The 24,507-nt window shown below is 68.6% G+C and carries 19 protein-coding genes, 2 pseudogenes and 2 riboswitches; of the genes and pseudogenes, 10 read left to right on the forward strand and 11 right to left on the reverse strand.

Translation table 11 applies throughout. The features are described 5' to 3' along the window. The 7 genes and pseudogenes from FHU35_RS24530 to FHU35_RS24560 all read right to left on the reverse strand — a co-directional run. Positions 1-401 (reverse strand): annotated as a pseudogene (locus tag FHU35_RS24530) (4Fe-4S dicluster domain-containing protein); the annotation flags it as partial. A gap of 787 nt (positions 402-1,188) precedes the next feature. After that, a pseudogene (locus FHU35_RS30035) lies at positions 1,189-1,647 on the reverse strand (FAD-binding oxidoreductase); the annotation flags it as partial. Further along, positions 1,647-3,149, reverse strand: coding sequence for an FAD-linked oxidase C-terminal domain-containing protein (locus tag FHU35_RS24540; protein ID WP_246110144.1), 1,503 nt, complete (start codon positions 3,147-3,149; stop codon positions 1,647-1,649). The gene FHU35_RS24540 and the pseudogene FHU35_RS30035, both read right to left, overlap by 1 nt. Positions 3,150-3,360: 211 nt before the next feature. After that, on the reverse strand, positions 3,361-4,203 hold the full coding sequence (locus FHU35_RS24545; protein ID WP_145737842.1) for an oxygenase MpaB family protein: 843 nt from the start codon (positions 4,201-4,203) through the stop codon (positions 3,361-3,363). A 6-nt stretch (positions 4,204-4,209) separates the two neighbouring features. Then, positions 4,210-5,364: an alkaline phosphatase family protein gene (locus FHU35_RS24550; protein WP_145737843.1), complete on the reverse strand. Its 1,155-nt coding sequence runs from the start codon at positions 5,362-5,364 to the stop codon at positions 4,210-4,212. A 60-nt stretch (positions 5,365-5,424) separates the two neighbouring features. After that, positions 5,425-6,567, reverse strand: coding sequence for an acyl-CoA dehydrogenase family protein (locus FHU35_RS24555; protein WP_145737844.1), 1,143 nt, complete (start codon positions 6,565-6,567; stop codon positions 5,425-5,427). Positions 6,568-6,682: 115 nt separating this feature from the next. Next, on the reverse strand, positions 6,683-7,810 hold the full coding sequence (locus tag FHU35_RS24560; RefSeq protein ID WP_186459312.1) for a CaiB/BaiF CoA transferase family protein: 1,128 nt from the start codon (positions 7,808-7,810) through the stop codon (positions 6,683-6,685). Positions 7,811-7,939: 129 nt separating this feature from the next. On the opposite strand from FHU35_RS24560, the gene FHU35_RS24565 reads away from it, so the two are divergent. The 4 genes from FHU35_RS24565 (at position 7,940) to FHU35_RS24580 (ending at position 11,175) form a co-directional block, all read left to right on the forward strand. Beyond that, positions 7,940-8,656, forward strand: coding sequence for a MerR family transcriptional regulator (locus tag FHU35_RS24565; RefSeq protein WP_145737846.1), 717 nt, complete (start codon positions 7,940-7,942; stop codon positions 8,654-8,656). Positions 8,657-8,812: 156 nt separating this feature from the next. Next, complete coding sequence (locus FHU35_RS24570) at positions 8,813-10,144, forward strand: AMP-binding protein (RefSeq protein WP_145743886.1); 1,332 nt, start codon at positions 8,813-8,815, stop codon at positions 10,142-10,144. 310 nt (positions 10,145-10,454) lie between these two features. Continuing rightward, positions 10,455-10,847 carry a YidH family protein gene (locus FHU35_RS24575; protein ID WP_145743888.1) on the forward strand — a complete coding sequence of 131 codons (393 nt, stop codon included), beginning with the start codon at positions 10,455-10,457 and terminating at the stop codon, positions 10,845-10,847. Positions 10,848-10,878: 31 nt separating this feature from the next. Then, a complete protein-coding gene (locus tag FHU35_RS24580; RefSeq protein WP_246110553.1) occupies positions 10,879-11,175 on the forward strand; it encodes a DUF202 domain-containing protein in 297 nt (98 codons plus the stop codon). On the opposite strand, the gene FHU35_RS24585 is transcribed toward FHU35_RS24580, so the two are convergent. The 4 genes from FHU35_RS24585 to gcvH form a co-directional block, all read right to left on the reverse strand. After that, a complete protein-coding gene (locus FHU35_RS24585) occupies positions 11,172-11,588 on the reverse strand; it encodes an organic hydroperoxide resistance protein (protein ID WP_145743891.1) in 417 nt (138 codons plus the stop codon). The two genes, FHU35_RS24580 and FHU35_RS24585, sit on opposite strands and share 4 nt — an antisense overlap. Continuing rightward, positions 11,588-12,058: a MarR family winged helix-turn-helix transcriptional regulator gene (locus tag FHU35_RS24590; protein WP_145743893.1), complete on the reverse strand. Its 471-nt coding sequence runs from the start codon at positions 12,056-12,058 to the stop codon at positions 11,588-11,590. The genes FHU35_RS24585 and FHU35_RS24590 overlap by 1 nt, the downstream gene beginning before the upstream one ends. A gap of 153 nt (positions 12,059-12,211) precedes the next feature. After that, on the reverse strand, positions 12,212-13,567 hold the full coding sequence (locus tag FHU35_RS24595; protein WP_145743895.1) for an L-serine ammonia-lyase: 1,356 nt from the start codon (positions 13,565-13,567) through the stop codon (positions 12,212-12,214). A gap of 32 nt (positions 13,568-13,599) precedes the next feature. Next, positions 13,600-13,971 (reverse strand): glycine cleavage system protein GcvH, encoded by a 372-nt coding sequence (gene gcvH / locus FHU35_RS24600; RefSeq protein ID WP_145743897.1) that lies wholly within the window; start codon positions 13,969-13,971, stop codon positions 13,600-13,602. Positions 13,972-14,023: 52 nt separating this feature from the next. Further along, a riboswitch (glycine riboswitch) is annotated at positions 14,024-14,119 on the reverse strand. Beyond that, a riboswitch (glycine riboswitch) is annotated at positions 14,120-14,215 on the reverse strand. A 111-nt stretch (positions 14,216-14,326) separates the two neighbouring features. Here gcvH and FHU35_RS24605 point away from each other — a divergent pair. The 6 genes from FHU35_RS24605 to FHU35_RS24630 all read left to right on the forward strand — a co-directional run bounded on the left by FHU35_RS24605 (position 14,327) and on the right by FHU35_RS24630 (position 24,074). Continuing rightward, positions 14,327-15,880: a PucR family transcriptional regulator gene (locus FHU35_RS24605; RefSeq protein WP_145743899.1), complete on the forward strand. Its 1,554-nt coding sequence runs from the start codon at positions 14,327-14,329 to the stop codon at positions 15,878-15,880. Positions 15,881-16,065: 185 nt separating this feature from the next. Then, positions 16,066-17,181: an alanine dehydrogenase gene (gene ald, locus FHU35_RS24610; protein WP_145743901.1), complete on the forward strand. Its 1,116-nt coding sequence runs from the start codon at positions 16,066-16,068 to the stop codon at positions 17,179-17,181. Positions 17,182-17,615: 434 nt separating this feature from the next. Further along, positions 17,616-18,200, forward strand: a complete 585-nt coding sequence (locus FHU35_RS24615; RefSeq protein WP_145743903.1) for a hypothetical protein — start codon at positions 17,616-17,618, stop codon at positions 18,198-18,200. A 136-nt stretch (positions 18,201-18,336) separates the two neighbouring features. Then, positions 18,337-19,308, forward strand: a complete 972-nt coding sequence (locus FHU35_RS24620) for an ABC transporter ATP-binding protein (RefSeq protein ID WP_145743905.1) — start codon at positions 18,337-18,339, stop codon at positions 19,306-19,308. Continuing rightward, entirely contained in the window at positions 19,308-20,162 is an 855-nt protein-coding gene (locus tag FHU35_RS24625; RefSeq protein ID WP_145743907.1) for an ABC-2 transporter permease, read from the forward strand. Before FHU35_RS24620 ends, FHU35_RS24625 begins: the two co-directional genes overlap by 1 nt. 141 nt (positions 20,163-20,303) lie before the next feature. Next, complete coding sequence (locus FHU35_RS24630) at positions 20,304-24,074, forward strand: ABC transporter ATP-binding protein (protein WP_145743909.1); 3,771 nt, start codon at positions 20,304-20,306, stop codon at positions 24,072-24,074. The last annotated feature ends 433 nt before the right edge of the window (positions 24,075-24,507 follow it).

Consider the following 24,507-nt stretch of genomic DNA (forward strand, 5'->3'; position numbering starts at 1 on the left):
ACCGCGCATCGCGCGAAGCCGCTTCGGGTACGGGAACATCGTGAAGATCGCCGTGCGCAGCAGCTTCTCGAATCGCCCACGTTCGTGGTGCCGTTCGACCTGGGCACGCGTCTCAGCGATCAAGGTGCCGTACTGAACACCCGAAGGACACGCGGTCACGCACGCCATGCAGCCCAGGCAGGCGTCGAAGTGCTCAACCATGTTGTCGGTGAGCGTTCGCCTTCGAGGCCTTCCTTCATCAGGTAGATGCGACCGCGGGGGGAGTCCATCTCCTCCCCCCACAGCTCGTAGGTGGGACAGCTCGGCAGGCAGAAGCCGCAGTGCACGCAGTCGTCGATGAGTTCGCGTTGCGGCGGGTGGAAGACGTCGAAGGCGCCAGGGCCGGCCGGGGTCTCGGTCATCAGATTCCTCCCACGAACCGGCCCGGAGCGAGCCGGTGTTGCGGAATCGAACTGGTCCTTGGTGCGGCGCATGAGCGCGAGCGGCCCTGCGGCGATGGGGCCCCACGGGTCGACGAGGTCGAGGACCGCGCGCGGTGCGCGTTCGACGAACCACGTAGTCGGCGCGGGCCCGCAGCTCGGAAGTCAGCCGGGCGACGGCGGCCGGGTCCGCGGACGCGGGCAGTCCCGCGTGCAGCACGCCGATCCCGATCGCACCGCGCACGGAAATCGGCAGGTCACCGGTGCTCTGCTCGATGGCAGTCAGCAACGCGGGCATGGCGCCGGGTTCGGCCCCGACGCGCAGCCCGGTGCCCTCGGAGTCGAAGGGGTGCTGTCCCCACCACTCGGGCTGCCCGTCGGCTACCTCGCCCTCAACCGCCGACGCCAGCTGCAGCGCGCGGTCATGCGTGGCAGAAGGGCGTCCTTCCAACTGTCCGCAGACGGTGAAAGGACCGCCTGCCGGCCGGTCGATTTCGATCGCCGTGGGCATGGCTTGGGACTGGCGGATGGTGTCTGCGGCTCGGGCGGCCGTGGCGGCGTCGTCGGTGACGGTGGTGATCCACCGGTGCTCTGCGGCAACGGGGTGCAACCGGAACACCGCTTCGGTGATCACGCCGAGGGTCCCGAAGGAGCCGGTGTAGAGCTTGCAGAGGTCATACCCGGCGACGTTCTTGACTACCTTGCCGCCCGCCGTCGTGACGGTGCCGTCGGCGAGCACGACGGTGACGCCGATCAGCAGGTCCCGGACGCCACCGAACAGGTGTCTGCAGGGCCCGGAGGTCGCGGTCGCGATGACTCCGCCGACGGTCGCGGTGGTGATGGGCTGGTCGATGGGGAGCTGCTGCCCGCCGTCGCGCACGAACCGATTGATATCGGTGATCGGGGTTCCGGCCAGCGCGTGCACGACGAGGTCGCCTGCCGCGTGCTCGACGATCTTGTTGGCCGGCGAGAGGTCGAGCAGCAGGTCGACGTCACGAGGCGGTGCGCCCCAGTCGAGCTTGCTGCCCGAACCCGTGGGCACGACGCGGAGTTCGTGTTCGGCAGCGACCTTCATCGCGGCCGCGGTCTGCTCCGTTCCCTCCACGGCGGCCACCAGCTGGTGACCGAGGCCCTTGTCCGAGCTGTTCTCGTCGGCCCTGCGCACGTTGTCGGCTCCGAGCACTGCCGCCAACGCGTCGTGGGCGGCCTCGGTGGTTTTCGTCTGCATCAGAACTGGTCCGCCAATCCCGCTTCGGTCAGGGGGTGCACTCCTGTGCGCCGACCCGGGACTTCCCCGCACAGCCGGGGTGTCGGGAAGACCTTGCCCGGGTTGCAGATGCCGACCGGGTCGAACGCGCAGCGCACTCGTTGCATCGTGTCGAGGTCTTGGTCGGTGAACATGCGACCCATGTACTTGACCTTGTCCGCACCGACGCCGTGTTCACCGGTGATGGAGCCGCCGTGCTCGATGCACAGGTCGAGGATCGCGCCGGAGACGGCTTCGGCGCGTTCACCGGCACCGGGCTCGGCGTCGTCGAAGAGCACCAGCGGATGCAGGTTCCCGTCTCCGGCGTGGAAGACGTTGGCCACGCGCACGCCGGATTCGCTGGACAGGCGGGAGATGCGGCCGAGCACCTCGGGTAGCGCGGTGCGCGGAATGACGCCGTCCTGAACGATGTAGTCGGGGCTGATGCGGCCCACCGCGGCGAAGGCGGACTTGCGGCCTTTCCAGATCATCGCTCGCTCGGCGTCATCGGCAGCGACGCGGATTTCGAAGGCTCCGCGTGCGCGACAATGCCGTTCGACCTCGGCGAAGGTGTGCTCGACTTCTGCCGCCGGCCCGTCGAGCTCGACGACCAGCACCGCACCCGCTCCCTCCGGGTATCCGCACTGCACGGCTTGTTCCGCTGCCTCGATGGCCAGCGCGTCCATCATCTCGATGGCGGCCGGGGTCACGCCGTCGGCGATGATCGCCGAGACCGCCGCGCCCGCCTCGTCGGTGGAGGGGAACCCTGCGAGCAGCGTCTGAACCACTTCGGGTTTGCGCAGGAGCCGAACGGTGATCTTGGTGACGATGCCGAGTGTTCCCTCGCTGCCGATGAAGGCTCCCATCAGGTCGTAACCGGGAGCTTCGCGCGCATCGGATCCGAGTTCGACGAGCTCGCCGTCGGGCGTCACGACCTCGAGGCCGAGGATGTGGTTGACGGTGAAGCCGTACTTCAGGCAGTGCGCACCGCCCGAGTTCTCGGCGACGTTGCCGCCCACCGAGCAGACCTGCTGACTGGAGGGGTCGGGGGCGAAGTAGTAGCCCTGCGGCGCAGCGGCTTTGGTGACGTCGAGGTTGATCACGCCGGGCTCGACGACCGCCCGCTCGTTGACGACGTCGATCTCCACGATGCTGCGCATCCTGGAGGTGACCACGAGGACACCGGATGAGTGCGGGAGCGCACCGCCCGAGAGGCCGGTGCCCGCCCCCCGTGCGACGAAGGGAATCCCGTGCGCGGCGCAGGTTCGCACGACGTCGCGGACCTGCTCCGCAGTCTCGGGCAGCACGACCACGGCCGGGATCACCCGGTGGCTGGCGAGCCCGTCGCATTCGTAGGTGCGCAAGCGCTGCGGATCGGTGATCACTGCCGTCTCCGGCAGCGCCGCGCGGAATTCCGCCGCAGCGGTGTCCAGCGCGGCCGGACTTCCCGCCGCGCGCTCGGCTTCGATACTGGCCGACTGCATCGTTCAGCCTCCCGGGGACAACTTCCGCCTGGCAGAAAAACGGTTCCGTGGACGGAAATCCTAGGTTGCCCACAACATAGATACAAGAGGTGGACAAGATGGGACACCGTTACCCCGAGTGTGCACGAATATGCACTTCAGAGACGATCTCCGCAGGCCGAACCGGCGCGGCAGGAATGGGAGGAAGGTTCCCATCCACCACCCGATCGTCCTAGAGCCTCACCACGGCCTTCGCCGAGGGGAAGGCCTGCTCCCCCAGCCGCTCCACGGCCGCCAGCACGTGTCCGCTGGGAAACCGGTACCGGATCCGGTCGGGAACCGACCCGCCGAACGCGCGGAACGCCTTGGCGCCCGCTGTCGCGACCCGGTCGGGCATCGCCGGCCTGCCGTGCAGGTCGCGCGCCCAGCCCGGGAGCAGCGAATACGCCAAGTGCCCTATCGGCAGATAGCCGACGTTGAGCGGCCGCAACCACCAGGTCGTGAAGGGGTGGTGCAGGAATCGGAACACCACATCCGACTCCCGGGTGCGCGCGAGCTCAGGTCGCACGCGTCGGAAGTAGTCGTCCATCTCGCTGCGCGACCCGGGGACCTGGTCCGGGTCGAGACCCACGAGCTCCGCCGAGCGGCGCTGTTCCGCGAAGTAGCGGTCGTGCTGGGCGTCGCTGAGCGGAAAACCCGCTCGCCGCACGATCTCGGAGAACGATGCGACCTCCGCGCAGTGCACCCAGAGCAGCAGGTCCGGGTCGTCCAGCCGGATCTCGTCCCCGGTCCGCGGGTCGCTGGCGCTCAGCACGCGGTGGACGTGCCGCACGCGTTGGGCGGCGGTGCGGGCCTTCTCCGTCGTGCCGTAGGTGGCGACGCCGACGAAGTCGCTGGTGCGGCGCAGCCTGCCGATCGGGTCTTCCTGGAACCGCGAGTTCTGCACTACAGCCGCCACCGCTCGCGGGTGCAGCGCCTGCAGGAACAAGCTGCAGATCCCCGCGATCCACATCGTTGGATCACCGTGCAGATGCCAGGACACCGTTCTCGGCCCGAACAGTCCACCATCCGCCATCACCGATCAGCCTCCTGCTGCGATCAGTACCGGTATCAGTTGTTCCGCAGAGGTCAGGGAGCCGTGATGACCCCGCAGCTTCGATTCGCCCGGCTCGGCAACCGACCGGATCACCCCGGTTGTGCGCAACACGGCCAGCACGTCGCCGATGCGCGGCCTCACCGCGTCGGTCACCGGGCCGAAGTAGCCCTCGTCGATGGCCTGCTCGCCGGTGATGACGCTGCCGCTCTCGCCGACGGCGTCCTGCCAGGCGGCCAGCACGTCGTCCCGCGCGCCGGGACGGGCGTAGACCTGGCGGACCCGCACCTCGCCGCCGAGCAGGCGGACTCCCTCCTGCAGCGCGGGATCGCTGTCGGCGTCGATCATCTGCGCCGGATCCAGGTCGACCATGCCGTGGTCGGCCACGACCGAGAGCACGACGCCCGGTGGTAGTCGTTCGGCGACCATCTGCACGAACGCGTCGATCTGCCGCAGCTGCATGCGCCACTGGATGGAACCGGGTCCGTGAACGTGCCCCAGCAGGTCGACTCCCGCGTGATAGCCGTAGCAGAGGCTGGGACCGGGGCTCTCGGCCGCGTCGAGGAGTTCTGCGGCGAGGTCGCCCAGCTCCCGCACGCCGCGGAACTTCGCACCGCGCAGCGAGGCCTCGGTCAGCCCGGTGCCCTCGAAATGACGGGGAACCGCGACGCGAACGTCGACTCCAGCAGCCGCGGCCCGTTCCAGCACGGTGGTGTGGGGCTGCACCTGTTCCGGTGGCCACCGCTCCATCAGGCTCACGCGGTCGCCGTCAGGCGAGTCCCGGACCGTCCAGCTCAAGGGGTGCAGCAGACCTCCGCCCGGTTCGGCGAAGGTGTAGCCGACGAGGCCGTGCTCCCCAGCGCAACGACCGGTGGCCAGCGAGGCGATGCTGGTGACGGTGGTGGTGGGGAACCCTGCTGTCAGCGGCGGCGAGTGCTGCAGGCTCGACAGAAATGGCGCGTCGGCTTCGTGCGCGCGCAGCAGCTCGTGACCAAGCCCGTCCACCAGCAGCACCAGGGCGTTGCGGCAGGGCGGGATCCCGATGGTGTCGGTGAAGCTCTCGACACCCATCGCGGCCAGCATCGATGGGAAGACGTCGCGCAGCGCGCGTCCGTCGGAGTCGGGGGCGACGATCCAGTCCACGGTTCGCCTCCTTCGCGGCGGGACGCGGGAACCGGCTGGCACCGGTCCCCGCGGACGCCGTCAGAATCCCATGGAACGGCCGATGATCTCCTTCATGATCTCGGTCGTGCCGCCGTAGATGGTCTGGACGCGGGAGTCCAGGTACGCCTTGGCCACCGGGTACTCGGTCATGTAGCCGAAGCCGCCGTGCAACTGCAGGCAACGGTCGACGACGCGCTTGTTGAGCTCGCTGAGCCACCACTTGGCCATGGCGGCGTGTTCGATGCTCAGCTCACCTCGAACGTGCTCCTGCACGCAACGGTCCGCGAAGACCTGCCCGATCTGGACCTCGGTGGCCATCTCGGCGAGCTCGAAGCGGGTGTTCTGGAACTTGCCGATCGGTCGTCCGAAGGCGGTGCGCTCGCGGCAGTAGTCCTTGGTGAGCTCCAGAACCTTGGCGGCCGAGGCGATGGAGGCCACGCCGATCGACAGCCGTTCTTGCGGCAGGTTCTGCATCAGGTAGATGAAGCCCTGCCCTTCCTCGCCGAGGAGGTTGCGGGCGGGCACGCGCACGTCGGTGAAGTACAGCTCGGCGGTGTCCTGCGCCTTCTGCCCGATCTTCTCGAGGTTGCGGCCGCGCTCGAAGCCCGGCATATCGCGCTCGACCACCAGCAGGCTGATGCCCTGGTGCCCCGCGTCCGGGTCGGTGCGGGCCACGACGATCACCAGGTCGGCCATGATGCCGTTGCTGATGAAGGTCTTCTGCCCGTTGAGCACGTAGTCGTCACCGTCGCGGACCGCGGTGGTGCGGATTCCCTGCAGGTCGCTGCCCGCGCCGGGCTCGGTCATCGCGATGGCGGTGATCAGTTCCCCGGAGCAGAAGCCGGGCAGCCAGCGCTGCTTCTGCTCGTCGTTGGCCAGCTTGGTCAAGTAGGGCGCGATGATGTCGTTGTGCAGCGGTGACCCGAACCCGGAGATGCCCGCGGACACCAGCTCCTCGTCGAAGACGACGTTGAAGCGGAAGTCGTCGACGCCGCCCCCGCCGTACTCGTCATCGACGGCGAAGCCGAGCAGGCCGTGTTCGCCGGCGGCCCGCCAGGATTCCCGGCTGACCTGACCGGCGGCCTCCCACTCCTCGTTGTGCGGGACGAGTTCCTTGTTGATGAAGGTCCGAGCCGTCTCTCGGAAAGCCTCGTGCTCGGGCTCGAACAACTCCCTGCGCATCTTCACGCGTCCTTCCGGTTCGTGGCGGGCGGCGCGAGGAAGGGAACCTTCCTGTCACCGTCATCCCGCGAAGTCGCTGTGTGGGAACGAATCTGTCGTTGGGTCGCGCCGCGGGTCATCGCGGCGCGGAGTGCATGGCGCCCGAGTCGAGCAGGTCGTGGGAAAGCCCCCATTCGCTCAGCACTTCTTCGGTGTGCGCGCCGGGGATGGCGACCGCTCCGGGCTCGGGATTCGGGGTGCGGCTGAACCGCGGGGCGGGCGCCGGTTGCAGCGTCCCCTCGCGGCGCACCAGGGTCTGACGGGCGGCCAGGTGCGGGTGTTGCTCCGCCTCGGCCATCGACAGGACGGGGGCGACGCAGGCATCGGTGCCGTCGAACACCTCGGTCCACTCCGCACGGGTGCGCTGCTTGAACCTCTCGGCGAACATCTTCCTGAGCTCAGGCCATGTCGAGGCGTCATCGCGGTCTGGGACCTTTCCTGCCAGTTCGAGCTTCTCCAGCAGCTCCGCGTAGAACTTGGGTTCCAGCGCGCCGACCGACATGTACTCGCCATCGGACGTTTCGTAGACGTCGTAGTAGGGAGCGCCGGTGTCGAGCAGGTTGGTGCCGCGTTCGGTGCTCCACCCGCCCGTCGCGAAGAAGCTCCACAACATCGATCCCAGGTGCGCGGTTCCGTCGACGATGGCGGCGTCGACGACTTGGCCGCGTCCGCTGACACGCGCTTCCAGGAGTCCCGCGAGGACCCCGACCGCCAGGTACATCGCTCCGCCGCCGAAGTCCCCGAGCAGGTTCGCCGGGATCTGCGGCGGACCGCCCTGGCGGCCGATGGCGTGCAGCATGCCGGTGAGCGAGACGTAGCCGACGTCGTGACCCGAGGTGCTGGCGAGCGGACCGTCCTGGCCCCATCCCGTCATCCGCCCGTAGACGAGCTTCGGGTTGAGCTCCCAGCACTGGTCCGGGCCTACTCCGAGCCGCTCGGTGACGCCGGGACGCAGGCCTTCCAGCAGCACGTCGGCTTCTTTCGCGAGCGCCAGCACGGCTTCTGGGCCTCGCTCGTGCTTGAGGTCGACCTGAACCGACCGCTTGCCCCGGTTGAGCAGGTCGTCGTCACCGCCGACGCCCGGCCGGTCGACGCGGACGACGTCTGCCCCGAGATCGGCCAGCAGCATGGCGCAGAAGGGCGCCGGACCGATGCCGGCGAGCTCCACGACTTTCACCCCGGCCAGCGGGCCACCCGTTGCCATCACGACAAATCCTCTCCACGACGCGGAAGCCCGACCCCTCGAACAACGCCGTGCCACGCGACACAAGAAATACGACGCAATCAGTGTTACATCGTTGGTGTTACAGCGGTCAAGGAGTAACGTGACGGCATGCTCCGAACTGCGGACGAAGAGCTCACCATCGACGAACTGGCCGCCCGTGCCGGAGTGACCGTGCGAACGGTCCGGTTCTACTCGTCGCGCGGGCTGCTGCCGGCTCCACGCCTGCGCGGCCGTCTCGGACTGTACGGCGCTGAACACCTCGCGCGACTGGATCTGATCCGCGAGCTGCAGACGCTCGGCTTCACCCTGTCGGCTATCGAACGCCACCTGCAGCGCATCCCGGCAGGCTCCTCACCGGACGAGCTCGCCCTGCAGCGCGCGCTGATCGCGCCGTGGACCGATGATCACGCCGAAGAGCTCGACCGCCACGAGCTGGACCGCCGCGCAGGCAGGCACCTCGATGACGACCTGGTCGAGCACCTTGTGGAGCTGGGGGTCCTCCAGCGCATCGACGATCCGGACAAGCTGCAGCTGCCCAGCCCGGCGATGCTGGGAGTGGGCCTGCAGATCCTCGACCTGGGGCTGCCGCTGCAGATGCTGGTGCAGGCCAAGGGGATCGTCGAGCGGCACACCGCGCAGATCGCCACCGAGCTGCGCGAGCTGTTCGCCGAGAACGTGCTGCGCCCCTACGTGGAGCACGGACGTCCCGAGGACGAGCGCGATCGGGTGCGCGTGGTGACCGACCAGCTCCGCCCGCTGACCATCCAGGTCCTGGTCAACGGCTTTCAGCACGCCGTCAACGACGTCATTCGCGATCACGTCTGATTTCGCCTGATTCTTCCGAAAAGCCGCCGGGGTGTACCGGTTCGTCGGAACGTGTTCCAGCATTCGGCGCTGGTTTCGGTCCACCCCGATCAGGTTTCATCGCCTCAACGCGCGTCAATCGCAACCGTTGTTCGGGGCGAGGGGAGATCGGCTGCGATGAGCACCTTGGACGGCTGGGCCGAGGCGGCACTGGAAACGACGATCCCACGACTGTTCTCCCACAACATCGCGCAGTTCCCCGACGAGCCGGCACTGACCGACGCCAACCGGACCTTCACCTGGAAACAGGCGGGTGAGGAGGTCGAACTGCTGGCCGCCGCGTTCAACGCGCTCGGCCTGCAGCGAGGTCAGACCATCCTGCTGATGATGTCCAACCGCACCGAGCACTGGCTCTCCGACGTCGCCGCAGCGCACCTGGGCGCCGTTGCCGGCACGCTGCACCCCGCGCTGAGCCAGGACCAGGTGCACGCCATCGCCTCCCACAGCCGAGCGCGAGTGGTGGTGCTGGAGAGCGGTGATCAGCTGCGGCGATGGGCGAAAGCGCTGCGCAACGCAGGCACGATCGAGCACGTGGTGGTGCTCGACGACGCGGTGATGATCAGCGCGGATCACCGCTTCCACACCTGGACGGATCTTCGAAGACAAGGGGCCCGGCGAGTGCGCGCGGACCCCGGGCTGCTTCGACGGGAGCGCGGCCCGATCACGCCTGGCACACCTGCGACCGTCATCTACCCGAACGAGGACAGCGATCGACTCAAGGGCGTGGTGCTGACCCACCGCAACCTCTGCTTCGCCGCCGCAGCGATCCACCAGCTCACCCGTTCAGAACCGAATGCGAAGCGACTGAGCTACCTGCCGCTCAGCCACATCACCGCACGGCTGGTGGGGATCTACGCGGCGATCCACGACGCCGCGCACGTGGTCTTCTGCAGTGATCACGACGTGCTGACCTCGCTGCCGAAGACCCGGCCCGCTCTGCTCTTCGCCTCCCCACCGGTGTGGTCCCGGCTGGTCGGTCTGCTTCGCGGAATCCCCGCCGAGCAGCGCGGATCTGCCCGCGACGCCCAACGGGCACGGGCCCGCGTTGGACTCGGTCGAACGGTGGTGCCTGCGACCGGGGTGGGCCAGATCGACACCGAGGTGCTGGACCTGTTCAGCGGCATCGGCCTGGAGGTCTGCGAGCTGTGGGGACTGGTCGAAACGACCGGATGTGCGACCATGAACCACCCCGGGGCGCGCCGCACCGGAACGGTCGGTCGCGCGATGCCCGGCACCGAAATGCGCATCGCAGCCGATGGCGAAGTGCTGGTGCGCGGCCCGCTGGTGTGCGCCGGCTACCTGGAGGCCGACGGCATGATCCGGCCCGTCACCGATGCCGACGGCTGGCTTCCGACGGGCGATATCGGCGAACTCGATGCCGAGGGGTACCTGACGATCACCGGCCACAAGCCCGAGCTGTTCGACGGTGAGCTGCCGCCTGCGTCGTGACGGCGAGTTACGCGCATGGGAACCTTCCTGTCACTTTCGTCGGCTCTGGGTTCGCGGAACCGACGACCGTCGCCGTTCTGCTCGGCCTGACAGCGCATCGGTTCGCCGGTGATGGCGATGCGGACGATGGTGATCGCTGCACCGCGGACCAGGTAGACCGAGATCGGCCGCGAGCCGGCCCAGAGGGCTCGCCCGGACGATGTCCCGTGATCGTGGAACGTCCCTCCCCTTTCTGCGACTGACCCTCCGGGCTGTATCGGGACCGGGCACTGGCGCTCGTTGCGCCATTCGGACGAGATAACGTGAGGTCATGGCTACCGATGGCGAAAGCGGGAGCTCGCGCTGGCCGCGGCGGCTCTACCAGGACGGCGAGGAGCCTGATCCTCGGTTCACGCTCGCCAACGAGCGGACCTTCCTGGCCTGGATTCGCACCGCGTTGGCGCTGATGGCCGGTGGCGTCGGCGTCGAGGCCCTGAACGCGGTGGCGGCCGAACCCAGCGATCTGCGGGTCATGCTGGCGGTCGCCTTGCTGCTGGCCGGCGTTCTCTGCAGCACAACGGCCTTCACGAGGTGGGTTGCCACGGAGCGCGCCCTGCGTCGCGGTCGGCCGCTGCCCGCTCCTCGACTGGCCCCCGCGCTGGGCTACGGGCTGGGACTGATCGGTGTGGCGGCCTGCGTGCTGCTGTTCGTGACCGGGTTCTGAGATGGGCGAACACCAGCCATGGGATCCGGGGTTGCAGATCGAGCGCACGACGTTGGCCTGGTTGCGCACGGTGCTGGCGTTCACCGTGAGCCTGCTGGTGCTGCTGAAGCTGATCGCGCATGAGAGCGCGACGGCAGCGATCGTCTGCGCAGTGGCGACGTTGCCGGCCAGCGGGCTGGTGGCGTGGTTGGTGTGGCGACGCCACCAGCACAGCGAGCGTCGTCTGCGCGCACGAGCACCACTGCCGGGCGGGGGCTTGCCCGCCGCGACAGCGGTGCTGGCGATGCTCGCCGGGGCCACCGGCTTGGTCTACGTGCTGTTCGCTTAGGCGACGCGGACGTCGAGGTCGATGTTCCCGCGGACCGCGTTGGAGTACGGGCACACCGCGTCCGCGGCTTCCGCGAGCTGCTGGGCCTGCTCACCCGGGACACCCGGCAGGTCGACGACCAGCGCGACGCTGAGGCCGAAGCCCCCTTCGCCGTTCGATCCGATGCCGACCTCCGCGGTCACCGAAGAGCCTTCGATGTCGACCTTCTTCTTGCGAGCCACGAGCTGCAGGGCGCTGTGGAAGCAGGCCGAGTAGCCGGCCGCGAACAGCTGCTCGGGGTTGGTCGCGTCGCCGGAGCCGCCCATCTCCTTGGGGATGGCCAGTTCGAGGTCGACCAAGCCGTCGGAGGTGCGGGTTCGCCCGTTGCGACCTTCGCCCGTCGCGGTCGCCTCCGCCGTGTACAGAACAGTCATCAGTTCGTCTCCCGATTCTCGGTGACCCGGTTGGCCGCGTCGTTCAACGTGGTCGTCAGGGCTTCCAACGTGGTCCGCAGCTGCTCGACCTCACCCAGGTCCATCCCGGTGGCGGACACCATCCGCTGCGGGATGTCGCGCGCCCGCTGCCACAGAGCGCGCCCCTCCTCGGTGACGGCCACGCGAACGGACCGCTCGTCGGCCTCGCTGCGAGTGCGGACGAGCAAGTCGCGGGCCTGGAGTCGTTTCAGCAGCGGTGACAACGTTCCCGAATCGAGCCGGAGCAGCCCGCCCAGTTCCTTGACCGTCAGCGACTCGCGCTCCCACAGCACCAACATCACCAGGTATTGCGGGTAGGTCAGGCCGATCTCATCGAGGAACGGCCGGTAGAGGTTGGTGAATGCCCGCGACGCGCTGTGCAGCGCGAAGCAGAGCAGCCGGTCCAGCGTCGATCCCGATTCCGTCGTCACGGCATGAACGGTAGCGCACTATTCAGTTGTGCACAACTGAATTGGCCGCAATGGTTCCGCCGATGACGTCGAAGAAGTTGAACTGCGCAGGTCACGACGGTGAAGAGGCCCGGGGCGTTGACAGGAAGGTTCCCATCCTCGCCCCGGGCCTCCTCAGCACTCGATGACGTTGACGGCCAAGCCGCCGCGCGCGGTCTCCTTGTACTTGACCTTCATGTCGCGGCCGGTCTCCCGCATCGTCTTCATGACCTTGTCCAGGGACACGAAGTGCGTGCCGTTGCCGCGGAGCGCCATCCGGGCAGCGGTGATCGCCTTGACCGACGCCACCGCGTTGCGCTCGATGCACGGGATCTGCACCAGCCCACCGATCGGATCGCAGGTGAGCCCCAGGTTGTGCTCCATCGCGATCTCCGCGGCGTTCTCCACCTGGCTCGGCGTGCCGCCGAGAACCTCGGCCAGACCCGCTGCGGCCATCGAGCACGCCGAGCCGACTTCGCCTTGGCAGCCCACCTCGGCTCCGGAGATGGACGCGTTCTCCTTGAACAGAACGCCGATCGCCCCGGCGGTGAGCATGAAGCGCACCACGCCGTCCTCGTCGGCTCCGGGAACGAACCGCGCGTAGTAGTGCAGCACCGCGGGCACGATTCCCGCCGCCCCGTTGGTCGGGGCGGTCACCACGCGCCCACCTGCCGCGTTCTCCTCGTTGACCGCCAGCGCGAACAGGGTGACCCATTCCATCGGGTCGTCCTGGTCGGTCAGCGCCGCGGCCAACTCCGCCGCACGCCGCCGCACCTTCAGACCGCCGGGCAGCTCACCGGTGTTGCCGCATCCGTTGTCGACGCATTCCCGCATCACCCGCCAGATGTCCAGCAGGCCTGCCCGCACCGCGGATTCCTCGCGCCACGACAGCTCGTTGGCCAGCATCACGCCGCTGATCGGCAGGTCCGCGTCCTCGCAACGCAGCAACAGCTCCGCCCCCGTGTTGAAGGGCATGGGAACCGTTGTCTCATCTGCTTTGACACGGTCCGCGCCGACCGCGCCCTCATCGACGACGAAACCGCCGCCCACCGAGTAGTAAACGGCCGAATCCAGCTCGCCGCCGTCGTTGCCGGTGGCGGTGAACCGCAGACCGTTGGGATGCTCCGGCAGCGACTTGCGCCGGTGCAGCACCAGGTCTCGCGCACCGTCGAAGGGCAGCACGTGGTCACCGCCGAGACGCAGCAGACCACTCCCCTCGATCTCGCCGACCCGCTGCGCGCCGGCCACCGGGTCCACCGACTCCGGGCGATGCCCTTCCAATCCGAGAAGGACCGCGTTCGGGCTGCCGTGACCATGACCGGTCGCGCCAAGAGAACCGAACAACTCCGCTTTGACCCTGTTGACCTTGAAGATCGACCCGTTCTCGCGCAGCCTTGCGGTGAACCGCTGCGCTGCGCGCATCGGTCCCACTGTGTGCGAGCTGGACGGGCCGATCCCCACCGAGAACAGGTCGAAGACACCGATCGTCATTGATCGCCTCGCCTCGTTCCGGGACCCCCGGGCTACTCGTTGATCAAGTCGGCGTATTGCTGGGCCGTGAGGGTCGCACCGGTCTCGCTGACCCGCACCTCGATCAGCCAGCCTTCGCCGTAGGGGTCGGAGTTGACCACGGCGGGGTCGTCCACAGCGGACTCGTTGATGGTCACGACCTCGCCGGTGACCGGCGCGAACAGGTCGCTGACGGACTTGGTGGACTCCAGCTCACCGCAGGCCTGGCCGGATTCGATCTTGTCGCCGGTATCGGGCAGCTGCACGAAGACGATGTCACCGAGGGCGCTGGCGGCGTGCTCGGTGATGCCGATGCGAACGATCTCGCCCCGGTCCTCGATCCACTCGTGCTCTTCGGTGTAGGACAGGTTCGCGGGCAGCGACATGAGGGAGGCTCCGTAGCTGTTCGAGGGGCCGTTGCGCCCCGGTTTCGGCTGGGCCTCCCCCTCTGTTGCGGAACCTGAGAGCTTCGCCGCGGGAGCGGCTTGCACCGTGGGTGGCCCGTCGACGCCGACGAGCACTTTCCAGAGTCGCCTCGCCCGAGCGGTCATGGGTGCCTGAGAGTTTGCTGGGGAGTGTTGCTCCTTCGGCGCCCTGCACTGCTGGCAGAGTCTCTCCCGCACGGGGTCGATGGCCGGTATGCGATTGTCGATTTGCTCAGCAACGATAAACGGGCCAGCGAGACTGTCAATGCACATGTGATCTCTGCCGGCACGTCCTTGCCTCGAGGAGGCCCCTTCGATGCTCGACATCCGGGCGCTGGTGGAGCGGGTGGGCCCGGCCCTGTTGCGCACGGTGTTCAGCCCGGAACCCAACACGGTCGCCGGCGACGTGGTCATCGCCGAACCGGATCAACCCACGACCTCTGCGAGCGGTGACCTCGTGCTGGGGGTGGGCGTCAACGACGTCGAGCAAGCGATGCGGTTGGTGCGCGACTGCGGCGAGCAGGGGGCGGCCGCGGTGCTGCTCAAGCCGCCAGTGTCGGCGCAGACCGCTGTTGTGGAGGCCGTGCGCGCGGCCGATGTCGCACTGGTGGAGGTTCGCTCCGGCACAGCTTGGGCGCAGCTGGTGTGGTTGATCCGGGCGGCCTTGGCGGGCGGGATCAGGCAGGCGGAGGAGAGCGGGGGCGGTGTCGCCGACCTGTTCCGGCTCGCCGACGCGGTCGCCGACGTCGTGGACGCGCCGGTGACAGTCGAGGACGCCCATTCGCAGGTGCTGGCCTACTCGGCCCGCCAGGACCTGACCGATCCGGCGCGGATCTCCACGATCATGGGCCGCAAGCAACCGGACGACGTGCTCGCGAAGTTCCGCGCCCGCGGCACGTTCCGGCAGCTCACCAAGGGCAGTTCGGCGATCTTCGTGCCAGCCCAGCAGGACGGGACGCTGCCGCGCCTGGTGATGCCGATCCGCATGGGCGGTGAGCTGCTGGGCTCGATGTGGGCGGTGGTGCCCGGCCCCGTCTCCGAGGAACGCGCGACCGCGTTCGCCGACACCGCTCCGCTGGTGGCGCTGCAGCTGCTGCGCTGGCGGGCGGTCGCCGACGTGCAACGGCGACGATCGGCCGAGCAGGTGCGGTTGGTGCTGGACGGCAGCGACGGATGGCGTTCTGCGGCGAACGAACTGGCGGTCCCCAACGAGGCGCACCGCGTGATCGCGATCGAGATGCCCGCCTCGGAGGAGCCGGCGGAGGGGCAGCGTTTGGCGATGTGGGAGTGGATCACGCGCGGGATCGGGCGGCGGCCGCTGGTCACGGAGGTCGGCACCCGGCTCTACGCGCTGGTCCCCGACAGGGCGCGCGGCGGCGGCTGGCCGGAGTTGCGGCACGCGTTGACCTCGCACGACCTCTCCCCTCGCCCGCTCGTGGCGGTGGGAACCTCCGTGCCGGTCACCGATGTGCCGCGGTCCCGAGCGCAGGCCGATGAGCTGATCGGCCTGCTGCGCACGGGGTTGGTGCGGCAACCTGTCGCGATCTACGAGGACCTGTGGCACCTGCTGGTCCTCAGCCGGATGGCGGGGGCCGCCGCTGATGCGGGCGCCGCCGCGCTGGGCCCGCTGACGGTGCTGCGCGACCACGATCGCGCGCAGGGCACCGAGTACCAGGCGACCTTGCACGCATGGCTGCGGTACCCCGGCGACCCCCGCCAAGCCGGCCGCGAGCTCCAGGTCCACCCCAACACCTTCCGGTACCGGATGAAGCGGATCGGTCAGCTTGTCGACGTCGACCTCGACGACCCCGACGTCCGGTCGGCCTTGCTGGTGCAGCTGCTGACCGAGAGGTGGGCGCAGCACGGTTGAGCCCGCGGGCGATCGTCGCGGGTCGCGAGCATGGGAACCGATCTGCCACCCCAGCCCCACCCCGCCCACACGCACCGACGTTGTGCTGGCAGAACAAACACCCCCGCCTCATCTCATGCTGTGGAAATGATGCGCTGCACGTCACGTCGTCCGATCGTTGTTTCACACGACGAAAGGACCCCACGGTGAAGATCGCAGTGCCTCGCGAGATCAAGAACAACGAGTACCGGGTCGCGATCACCCCGGCCGGTGTGCACGAGTTGACCGCCCGCGGTCACGACGTGTTCGTCGAGGCAGGTGCGGGTGCGGGCTCGTCCATTCCGGACGAGGACTTCCTCGCTTCAGGCGCGAAGGTGCTGACCGCCGCCGACGACGTGTGGGCCGAAGGCGACCTGGTGCTGAAGGTCAAGGAGCCGATCGCGGAGGAGTACCCGCGGCTGCGTCGGGACCAGGTGCTGTTCACCTACCTGCACCTGGCCGCCTCGGCTGAACTGACCGACGCGATGCTGGCCTCGGGCATCACCGGCATCGCCTACGAGACCGTCCAGACCGAGGGCGGCGGGCTGCCGCTGCTGGCCCCCATGAGCGAGGTCGCCGGGCGACTGGCGCCACTGGTGGGTGCGCATTCGCTGATGCGGCCCAGTGGTGGTCGCGGCGTGCTGCCCGGCGGAGTTCCGGGAGTTCACCCGGCGCGCGTGGTGGTGATCGGCGGCGGCGTCGCCGGCCTCAACGCGGCTCGCGTGGCCCTGGGAATGGGTGCTGATGTGGAGCTGCTGGACACCAACGTCGACAAGCTGCGCGAGATCGACCGCGACTTCCACGGCCAGATCCGCACGGTGGCGTCGAACCGCTACGCGGTCGAGCAGGCCGTCCGCTCGGCGGACCTGGTGATCGGCGCCGTGCTGATCGCTGGGGCGAAGGCCCCCAAGCTCGTGTCCAACCACCTGGTCTCGGAGATGAAGGCGGGCAGCGTGCTGGTCGACATCGCCATCGACCAGGGCGGGTGCTTCGCCGATTCCCGTCCGACCACGCACGACGAGCCCACCTATCAGGTCCACGACTCGGTCTTCTACTGCGTGGCGAACATGCCCGGCGCGGTGCCCACCACTTCCACGCACGCGTTGACCAACGTGACCCTCCCCTACGTGCTGCGCATCGCCGAGGCCGGCTGGCAGCGCGCCTGCCGCGCGGATGCGGCTCTGGCCGACGGTCTCAACACCCACGACGGGAACCTGGTCAACCGGGCCGTGGCCGAGGCGCACGGTCGCACGAGCCTGCCGCTGAGCGACGTCCTGGGCTGAGTCGCCCCCGGACTGTTCGCGCCACGGGCTGCGAGGAACGCTCCCTTCCTCGCAGCCCGGTTTCTCCCGGTGACAGGAAGGTTCCCCTGCGCACGAAGGCCGCAGCGCCCGCTCGGGAATGTGCACCGAGTTCGAATTCGAATTGGTTGATTCCCCACTTCCGCGGGAATGCGAATGGACTCGACATGCCCGAGAATGGGAAAAGGCGCTCCCAACGCCGAATAGGGGCGGCCCGCTCAACCAGCCTGGGGGTCACCGGGAGCAGGCCGCCACTCTCAGTGTAGGCCAAGATCGCCGGTTTGCCGACGACGTGAGCGAGAGCTTCGCCGCCAATTTCCAGCCGAATCGATAACCACTCGATGGGGTGAGTCTGGTCGAGTGGCCGTGCAGGCGTGAACTCACGATGCCGATGTCACCCATCGGGGTAACGGCGGGTGACTGATCATCTGCTGCCGTCCGCCGGAAACTCCGACGCAGGAAAACGCGCTGACGGGTGGGAGATAAACGTGACGGACACGGCACTGCGCAAGGCTGTTCTAGACCGGCTCGACGCCCTGGACCGAGCAGTGGACGAAGACGCTCCCGAAGTGCTGCTACCGATTGCCCGGTCCGAGCTGTATCGCTTTACCGAAGCCCTCAAAACGCTGTTAGACGACCACGAACCGGACTCCGACGGACGTTGCCCGTCCTGCCGGGGCACGCTGCGCCGTCGACCCTGGCCCTGCAAGGTGTGGCAGGCGGCGCACCACCAGTTGATCACCGAACGATCCGGCTCGCCGGAACGCCGGAGCAGACTCCGCCGCCAGACGCGCCCCCACCCTCCGCACACCCCCGAACCCGTCGCGGTGATCAGCGAGCCGATCGTGTCCGCCACCGGGCCCGGACCGTCCGACTGGGACACCGACGAGTTTATCCGCCCCGACCTCACGACCGTTTCCGCGAGCCCGCCGCCGCTGGTCGAGCAGCAAGAAGCCGAGCACGGCAAGATCTACCGCGCAGCGGTCGTCGAACGCGCCTGACCTGCCGATCTCGCCCACGTCCGGTCCCTGCGGTCAGCACCGGCCACGACGCCGCACCTTCACGGGTCCACCTGTCCGGCAGGATGGGGGCCATCAGGGTTGGCACACTGACGGGTGACCGGACGTGGGAGGGCGTGTGCACGACGGCAGCGGCCGCATCCACGTGCAGGGGCTGAACAAGAGATTCGGTCCCGTGCACGCGGTGCAGGACCTCAGCTTCACGGTGCAACCCGGTGCCGTCACCGGCTTCCTGGGCCCCAACGGGGCGGGAAAGACCACCGCGCTGCGCATGATCCTCGGCCTGGTCACCCCCACCTCGGGCACCGCCACCATCAACGGCCTGCCGTTCAGCCGGCTCCCGAAACCGGGTGGGGTGGTCGGCGCCGTTCTCGACGCGCACGGATTCCACCCCAGCCGCACCGCGCGCCACCACCTGCTCTGCTACTCGGCTGCCATGGACGTCCCCGACGGCCAGGTCGACCGCGCGTTGGAACTCGTCGGGCTCGCCGCAGCCGCGGACCGCAAGGCCGGCGGGTTCTCACTGGGCATGCGGCAACGTCTGGCGCTGGCCACCGCACTGCTGGGCGATCCGCAGATCCTGATCCTCGACGAACCGGCCAACGGGCTCGACCCGGAGGGCATCGCGTGGCTGCGAGGCTTTCTGCACGCCTTCGCCGCGGGCGGCCGGACCGTGCTGATGTCCAGTCATTTCCTGCGGGAGATCGAGCACACCGCGGATCGGCTGGTCATCATCAGCCAGGGCCGGTGCGTCTACGAGGGGCACGTCGACGAACTCCGCGCCGCACAGCAATCACGCGCGCTGGTACAGGCCGATTCCCCGGAAGCGCTGGTCAACAAGGCCCAAGAAGCCGGTTACGGCGTCGAATACCTCCCCGACGGACGGCTCGCCGTGCTCGGCGCCGACTCCCGCACCGTCGCAGACCTGGCGCTGCAGGCCGGCGTCGCGCTCTACGCGATGCAGGACGAGCGCATCGACTTGGAGCAGTTGTTCTTCCAGCTCACCCACGGCCAGTTCGCCGGGCTGGCGCAACACGCTCCGCCGACGCCGGAGACGTGGGCACGGCCGGGCGATGGTGGGGGCGTGTGATGATCGGACTGATCAAGGCCGAGTACCGGAAGATCTTCACCACGAGCCTGTGGTGGGCCCTGCTGATCCCCGTGGTGGTGCTGGGATTCGGCGCAGGCTGGTTGGGCACCGCGTTCGGCGGAATCATCGACATGGTCGAGGAGCTCAGCGCTTCGCTGCCGCTGGGTCTGCTGGCGGTGGCGCTGTCGACGAACTTCGGAACGATCTTCGCGCTGCTGTTCGGAGCCATGGCCTTCGCAGGCGAGTTCCGAGCCAAGACCATCACCACGACCTACCTGACCGCCAACCCGCGCAGCGGCGTGCTGTGGGCGAAGTTGATCGTCTACGCGGGCGGCGGGGTCATCTACGGGTTGGCGAACGTCCTGTTCGCGAGTCTCGGAGCGCTGCTCGGCACCGGTCAGGACGTGGCCAACTTCGGCGGATTCGGCAGCTGGCTCAGCGTCGGCGGCGCGGGTGTGCTGTCGATGTTGTTGTGGACGCTGCTCGGGGTCGGGTTCGGCGCGCTGATCGCCAACTCCGTGCTGGTCGTCATCCTGCCGCTGGTCTACAAGTTCGTCGTCGAGTTCATCCTGTCGATCAGCTTGGCCGGCACCGCGGTGTCGAGCCTCGGCCCCTACCTGCCCGGCGCCGCGGGCAACGGCATCGTGTCCAACCTGGCCGTTCCGCTGTTCGTCTCCGCAGTCGCGGGGGCGGACGAACCGAACACACCGCGCATGGCCTTCGAACTCCTGCACCTGTTCTTCGGCGGCACCTACGGTCACCCGTGGTGGGCGAGCCTGCTGACGTTCCTCGGCTACACCGCGGTGTTCGTGGCCGGTGGCTGGTTCGTGGGGACGCGGCGCGACGTGGCGTGAAGTGAGCAGGGGAACCTTTCTGCCAGACCGGGCAGACCGGCGGCGAAATGACAGGAAGGTTCCCTTCCTCACCCCTTGGCGCCGGTCACACCGCAGCATTGGCGGTGCTGCGGCGTCGGTGCCGCGGCCTAACCTGGCGGGGTGAGCGACTCCGAGAATCCCCGCCGTTCCTCCGGCGGCTGGATCCGTCGCCTCTTCGCCGCATGTCGGCGTCACCCGGTCGCACTGGTGTTGGCCCTGGGCGCCTCCGTGACCGCGGTGGGGTTGGAGGCGCTGGTTCCGCTGCTGACCAAGCTCGCGGTCGACGACGCCGTGGCGCGCAGCACGGAGCGGCTGTGGTGGATCGTGGTCCTGCTGCTGGTTCTGGGCGCCTTCCGGTTCGGTGCGGCTTTCGTCCGCCGCTACAGCGCCGGGCAACTGGCCCTCAACGTGCAGCACGACCTGCGACGGGCCGTCTTCGCCGCGATGCAACGCCTCGACGGCGGCAAGCAGGACGCCCTGCGCACCGGGCAGGTCGTGTCTCGTTCGATCAGCGACCTGCAGCTCGTGCACTCGTTGCTGTCCATGCTGCCGCTGGCTGCCGGAACGGCCGTGCTGGCGGTTTTCGCGATCACAGCGATGCTGTTCCTCTCGCCGCTGCTCACCCTCGTGGCGCTGATCGTGTCGCCGTTGATCGCCGTGGTCACGGCACGCAGCAAGAAGAGGTTGTTCCCCGCCACCTGGTCGGCTCAGCAACGCGCAGCCGACATCGCTCAGCACGTCGAGGAAACCGTCACCGGCGTGCGGGTGGTGAAGGGCTTCGGCCAGGAGGAGCGCGAGGTCGGCCGACTGGAATCCCGGGCGCGGAGGCTGTTCGCGGAGCGGCTGCGCGCCGCGCGGATGACGTCCCTGCCCGCTGCGAGCCTGGCGACGCTGCCCGCGGCCGGCCAGGTGGGTGTGCTGGGCCTGGGCGGCTGGCTGGTGTTCCAGGGCCAGGTGAGCTTGGGAACCTTCGTCGCATTCGCCGGCTACGTGGCGATGCTGTCCGGACCGGCTCGAATGCTCTCCAGCGTGATGATCCAAGCCCAGCTGGCGCGGGCCGGGGTCGAGCGCATCCACGAACTCACCGACTCCCAGCCGGAGGTCGTGGAAAAGCCCGATGCCCGCTCGCTGCCAGAAGGCCCGTTGGAGGTCCGTCTGGACGGGGTCGGTTTCGGGTACACCCGCGACCAACCGGTCTTGCGGGAAGCCGATCTGCACGTGCACCCGGGCGAGACGGTCGCTCTGGTGGGCCCGGCAGGCTCGGGCAAGTCCACGGTGTCGCTGCTGCTGCCCCGCTTCTACGACGCGCACTCGGGCCGGATCGCGATCCGCTCCGCCGACACCGGGGAGACCTTCGACATCCGCGATCTGCGGCTGGGTTCGCTGCGCAGCGCGGTGGGGGTCGTCTTCGAGGAAGCGTTCCTGTTCTCGGACACCATTCGCGGCAACATCGCCTACGGGCGTTCCGGCGCCAGCGACGAGGACGTGATCGCCGCAGCCAAGGGCGCCGAGGCGCACGAGTTCATCACCGGCCTCCCCGACGGGTACGACACGACCGTCGGGGAACGCGGCCTGACGCTTTCCGGTGGTCAGCGCCAACGCGTCGCCTTGGCCAGGGCTTTGCTGTCGGACCCGAGGGTTCTGGTGCTCGACGACGCGACGTCGGCGGTCGATCCGGCGACGGAGGCCGCCATCCACGACACGCTGCGTTCGGTGACCGCGCAGCGCACTACGTTGCTCATCGCGCACCGCCGCTCGACGCTGGCGCTGGCCGATCGGATCGCGGTGCTCGACGAGGGCCGCGTCGTCGACGTGGGGACCGAGGTCGAGCTGCGAGAGCGATGCGAGTTGTTCCGCTCGCTGCTGTCCGGTCCGGGGCAGGCGATCGACGATCGACGCGACGATCCCGTGGAGACGTCCTCTGTCGGGATCACCCCTGAGCTGTGGCCGCACGATCAGTCGTCCGAACCGTCGGATTCGGGCGTTGCTGCGTCCATGCCGGGCCGTCATGGCATGAGCACCACGTCGGTTCCCCCGACGGCTGAGCTGATCGAGGGGATCCGCAACCTGCCGCCGACCCGGGATGCGCCGTCGGTGGGAGAAACCGATCCCACGGCCCCGGACCCGCAGTTCCGGTTGGCGCGGCTGCTGCGGCCGATCCGATGGGGACTCGCGCTGACGATCGCCCTGGTGGCCGGTGATGCGCTGACCTCGGTGCTGTTGCCGTCGCTGGTGCGGCACGGCATCGACAGCGGTGTCGGAACCGGGCACTTGAACGCGTTGTGGTTGGCCACGGGCCTCGCCGCGCTGCTGGTGGGCGGTGGCTGGCTGGTGATCAAGCTGCAAACCGTGATCACGGCCCGGACCGGCGAAACCCTGCTCTACGTGCTCCGCTTGCGCAGCTTCGCGCACCTGCAGCGACTGGGACTCGACTTCTACGAGCGGGAGCTGGCGGGCCGCATCATGACCCGCATGACCACCGATGTCGACGCGCTGTCAACGTTCCTGCAGACGGGCTTGGCGACGTTCGTGGTCAGCGTGCTGACGTTGCTGGGCATCGCGGGGGCGCTGCTGTTCACCGACCCGTCGCTGGCCCTGGTGGCGATGGCGGTGCTTCCGGTCCTGGTGGTCGCCACGGTCATCTTCCGCAAGGTGTCCTCCACCGCCTACGCCGAGGCGCGGGAGAGGGTCAGCACCGTCAACGCCGATCTCCAGGAGAACGTCTCCGGCATGCGGGTCGCTCAGGCGCACCGCCGCGAGGGGCACGCGGCGAAGGTGTTCGCGCAGCGCAGCGACGCGTACCGCCGTTCACGCCTGCGCGCTCAGCGCTACATCGCCACCTACTTCCCGTTCGTGGCGCTGCTGTCGGAGATCGCGCAGGCGGCCGTGTTGGGGGTGGGTGCAGCGCGGGTCGCTTCCGGCGAGCTGACGGCCGGGGTGCTGGTCGCCTTCCTGCTGTACCTGAGCTTGTTCTTCTCACCGGTCCAGCAGTTGTCCGGGGTTTTCGACAGCTACCAGCAGGCCAAGGTCGGGTTGCGGCGCATCGGTGAGCTGTTGCGCACGCCGACGTCGGTGCCCGCCGCTGCCGATCCGGTGGAAGCGCCCGAGCGGTTTCACGGCGAGGTGGAGCTGCGGGCGGTTTCCTTCCGCTATCCCGGAACCGAGCAGTACGCGCTGGAGGACGTGAACCTCCGGGTCCGGCCCGGCGAGACCGTGGCGCTGGTGGGCGCGACCGGTGCGGGAAAGTCGACCCTGATCAAGCTGATCGCACGCTTCTACGACGTCGCCGAAGGCGCGGTTCTGATCGATGGGGTCGATGTGCGGGGCTACGAGTTGGGCGCCTTCCACCAGCGCCTGGCTGTCGTGCCGCAGGAGGGGCACCTGTTCACCGGGGACGTCGCCGGCAACATCACCTACGCGCGCCCCGATGCGGGACCGGCGGAGGTCGAGGGCGCTGCCCGCGCGGTGGGTGCACTCCCGGGGATCTCGATGCTGCCGCACGGGTTCCGGCAGGAGGTCGGTGAGCGCGGTCGCGCCCTCTCGGCTGGCCAGCGGCAGCTGGTCGCCCTGGCGCGTGCGCAACTGGTGGACCCGGACGTGCTGCTGCTGGACGAGGCGACGGCCGCGCTGGATCCAGCGACCGAGTCGATGGTGATGGCAGCCAGCGATCGACTTGCCGCGCAGCGAACGACCTTCGTCGTGGCGCACCGATTGGGGACCGCAGCACGAGCCGATCGGATCGTGGTGGTCGATGGCGGGCGGATCGTCGAGCAGGGGTGTCACGAGGAGCTGCTGGCTCGAGGCGGTCACTACGCCAGGCTCTGGCGCGCCGCCGACGCGCACGGCGCCGAAGAGGACGAGGCGTCCGCGGAGACGAGCAACATCGCGTGAGGAAGGTTCCCTTGTTCGCGTCGCCTGCGAGGCGTCGCGAACCTCTCGCCGTTCTCATCGGGAGATCGCAGCGAGATGTGAGGAAGGGAACCTTTCTGTCACGATCGCCACATCCGCGGCTCGTGCGCACGGACTGAGAGCATGCGGACACGCTCCGAAGTCAGGAGGCGGACAAATCCGACCGTCTGGCCGAGCAACCGGGGTCGATCCCGCGATGCGGGCCTAATCGGTTACCAGGTGGGAACACACCGTGTCGGTGAAACGCCATAATGAACAGGTACGACAACCCGTATGGACTAGTGCCAAGCAGCGCTGATCAGCGAACCACGCACGTCAGGGGCGGTTGATGATCGATCGCATGGCCCGAACGGGGGCCCATCACCGCTGGCCGGGCGATCCTGATCGATTCCGTGCGCGGAATCGGTCGGCCGAA

This window comes from Saccharopolyspora dendranthemae, assembly GCF_007829955.1.
GTDB lineage: Bacteria > Actinomycetota > Actinomycetes > Mycobacteriales > Pseudonocardiaceae > Saccharopolyspora > Saccharopolyspora dendranthemae.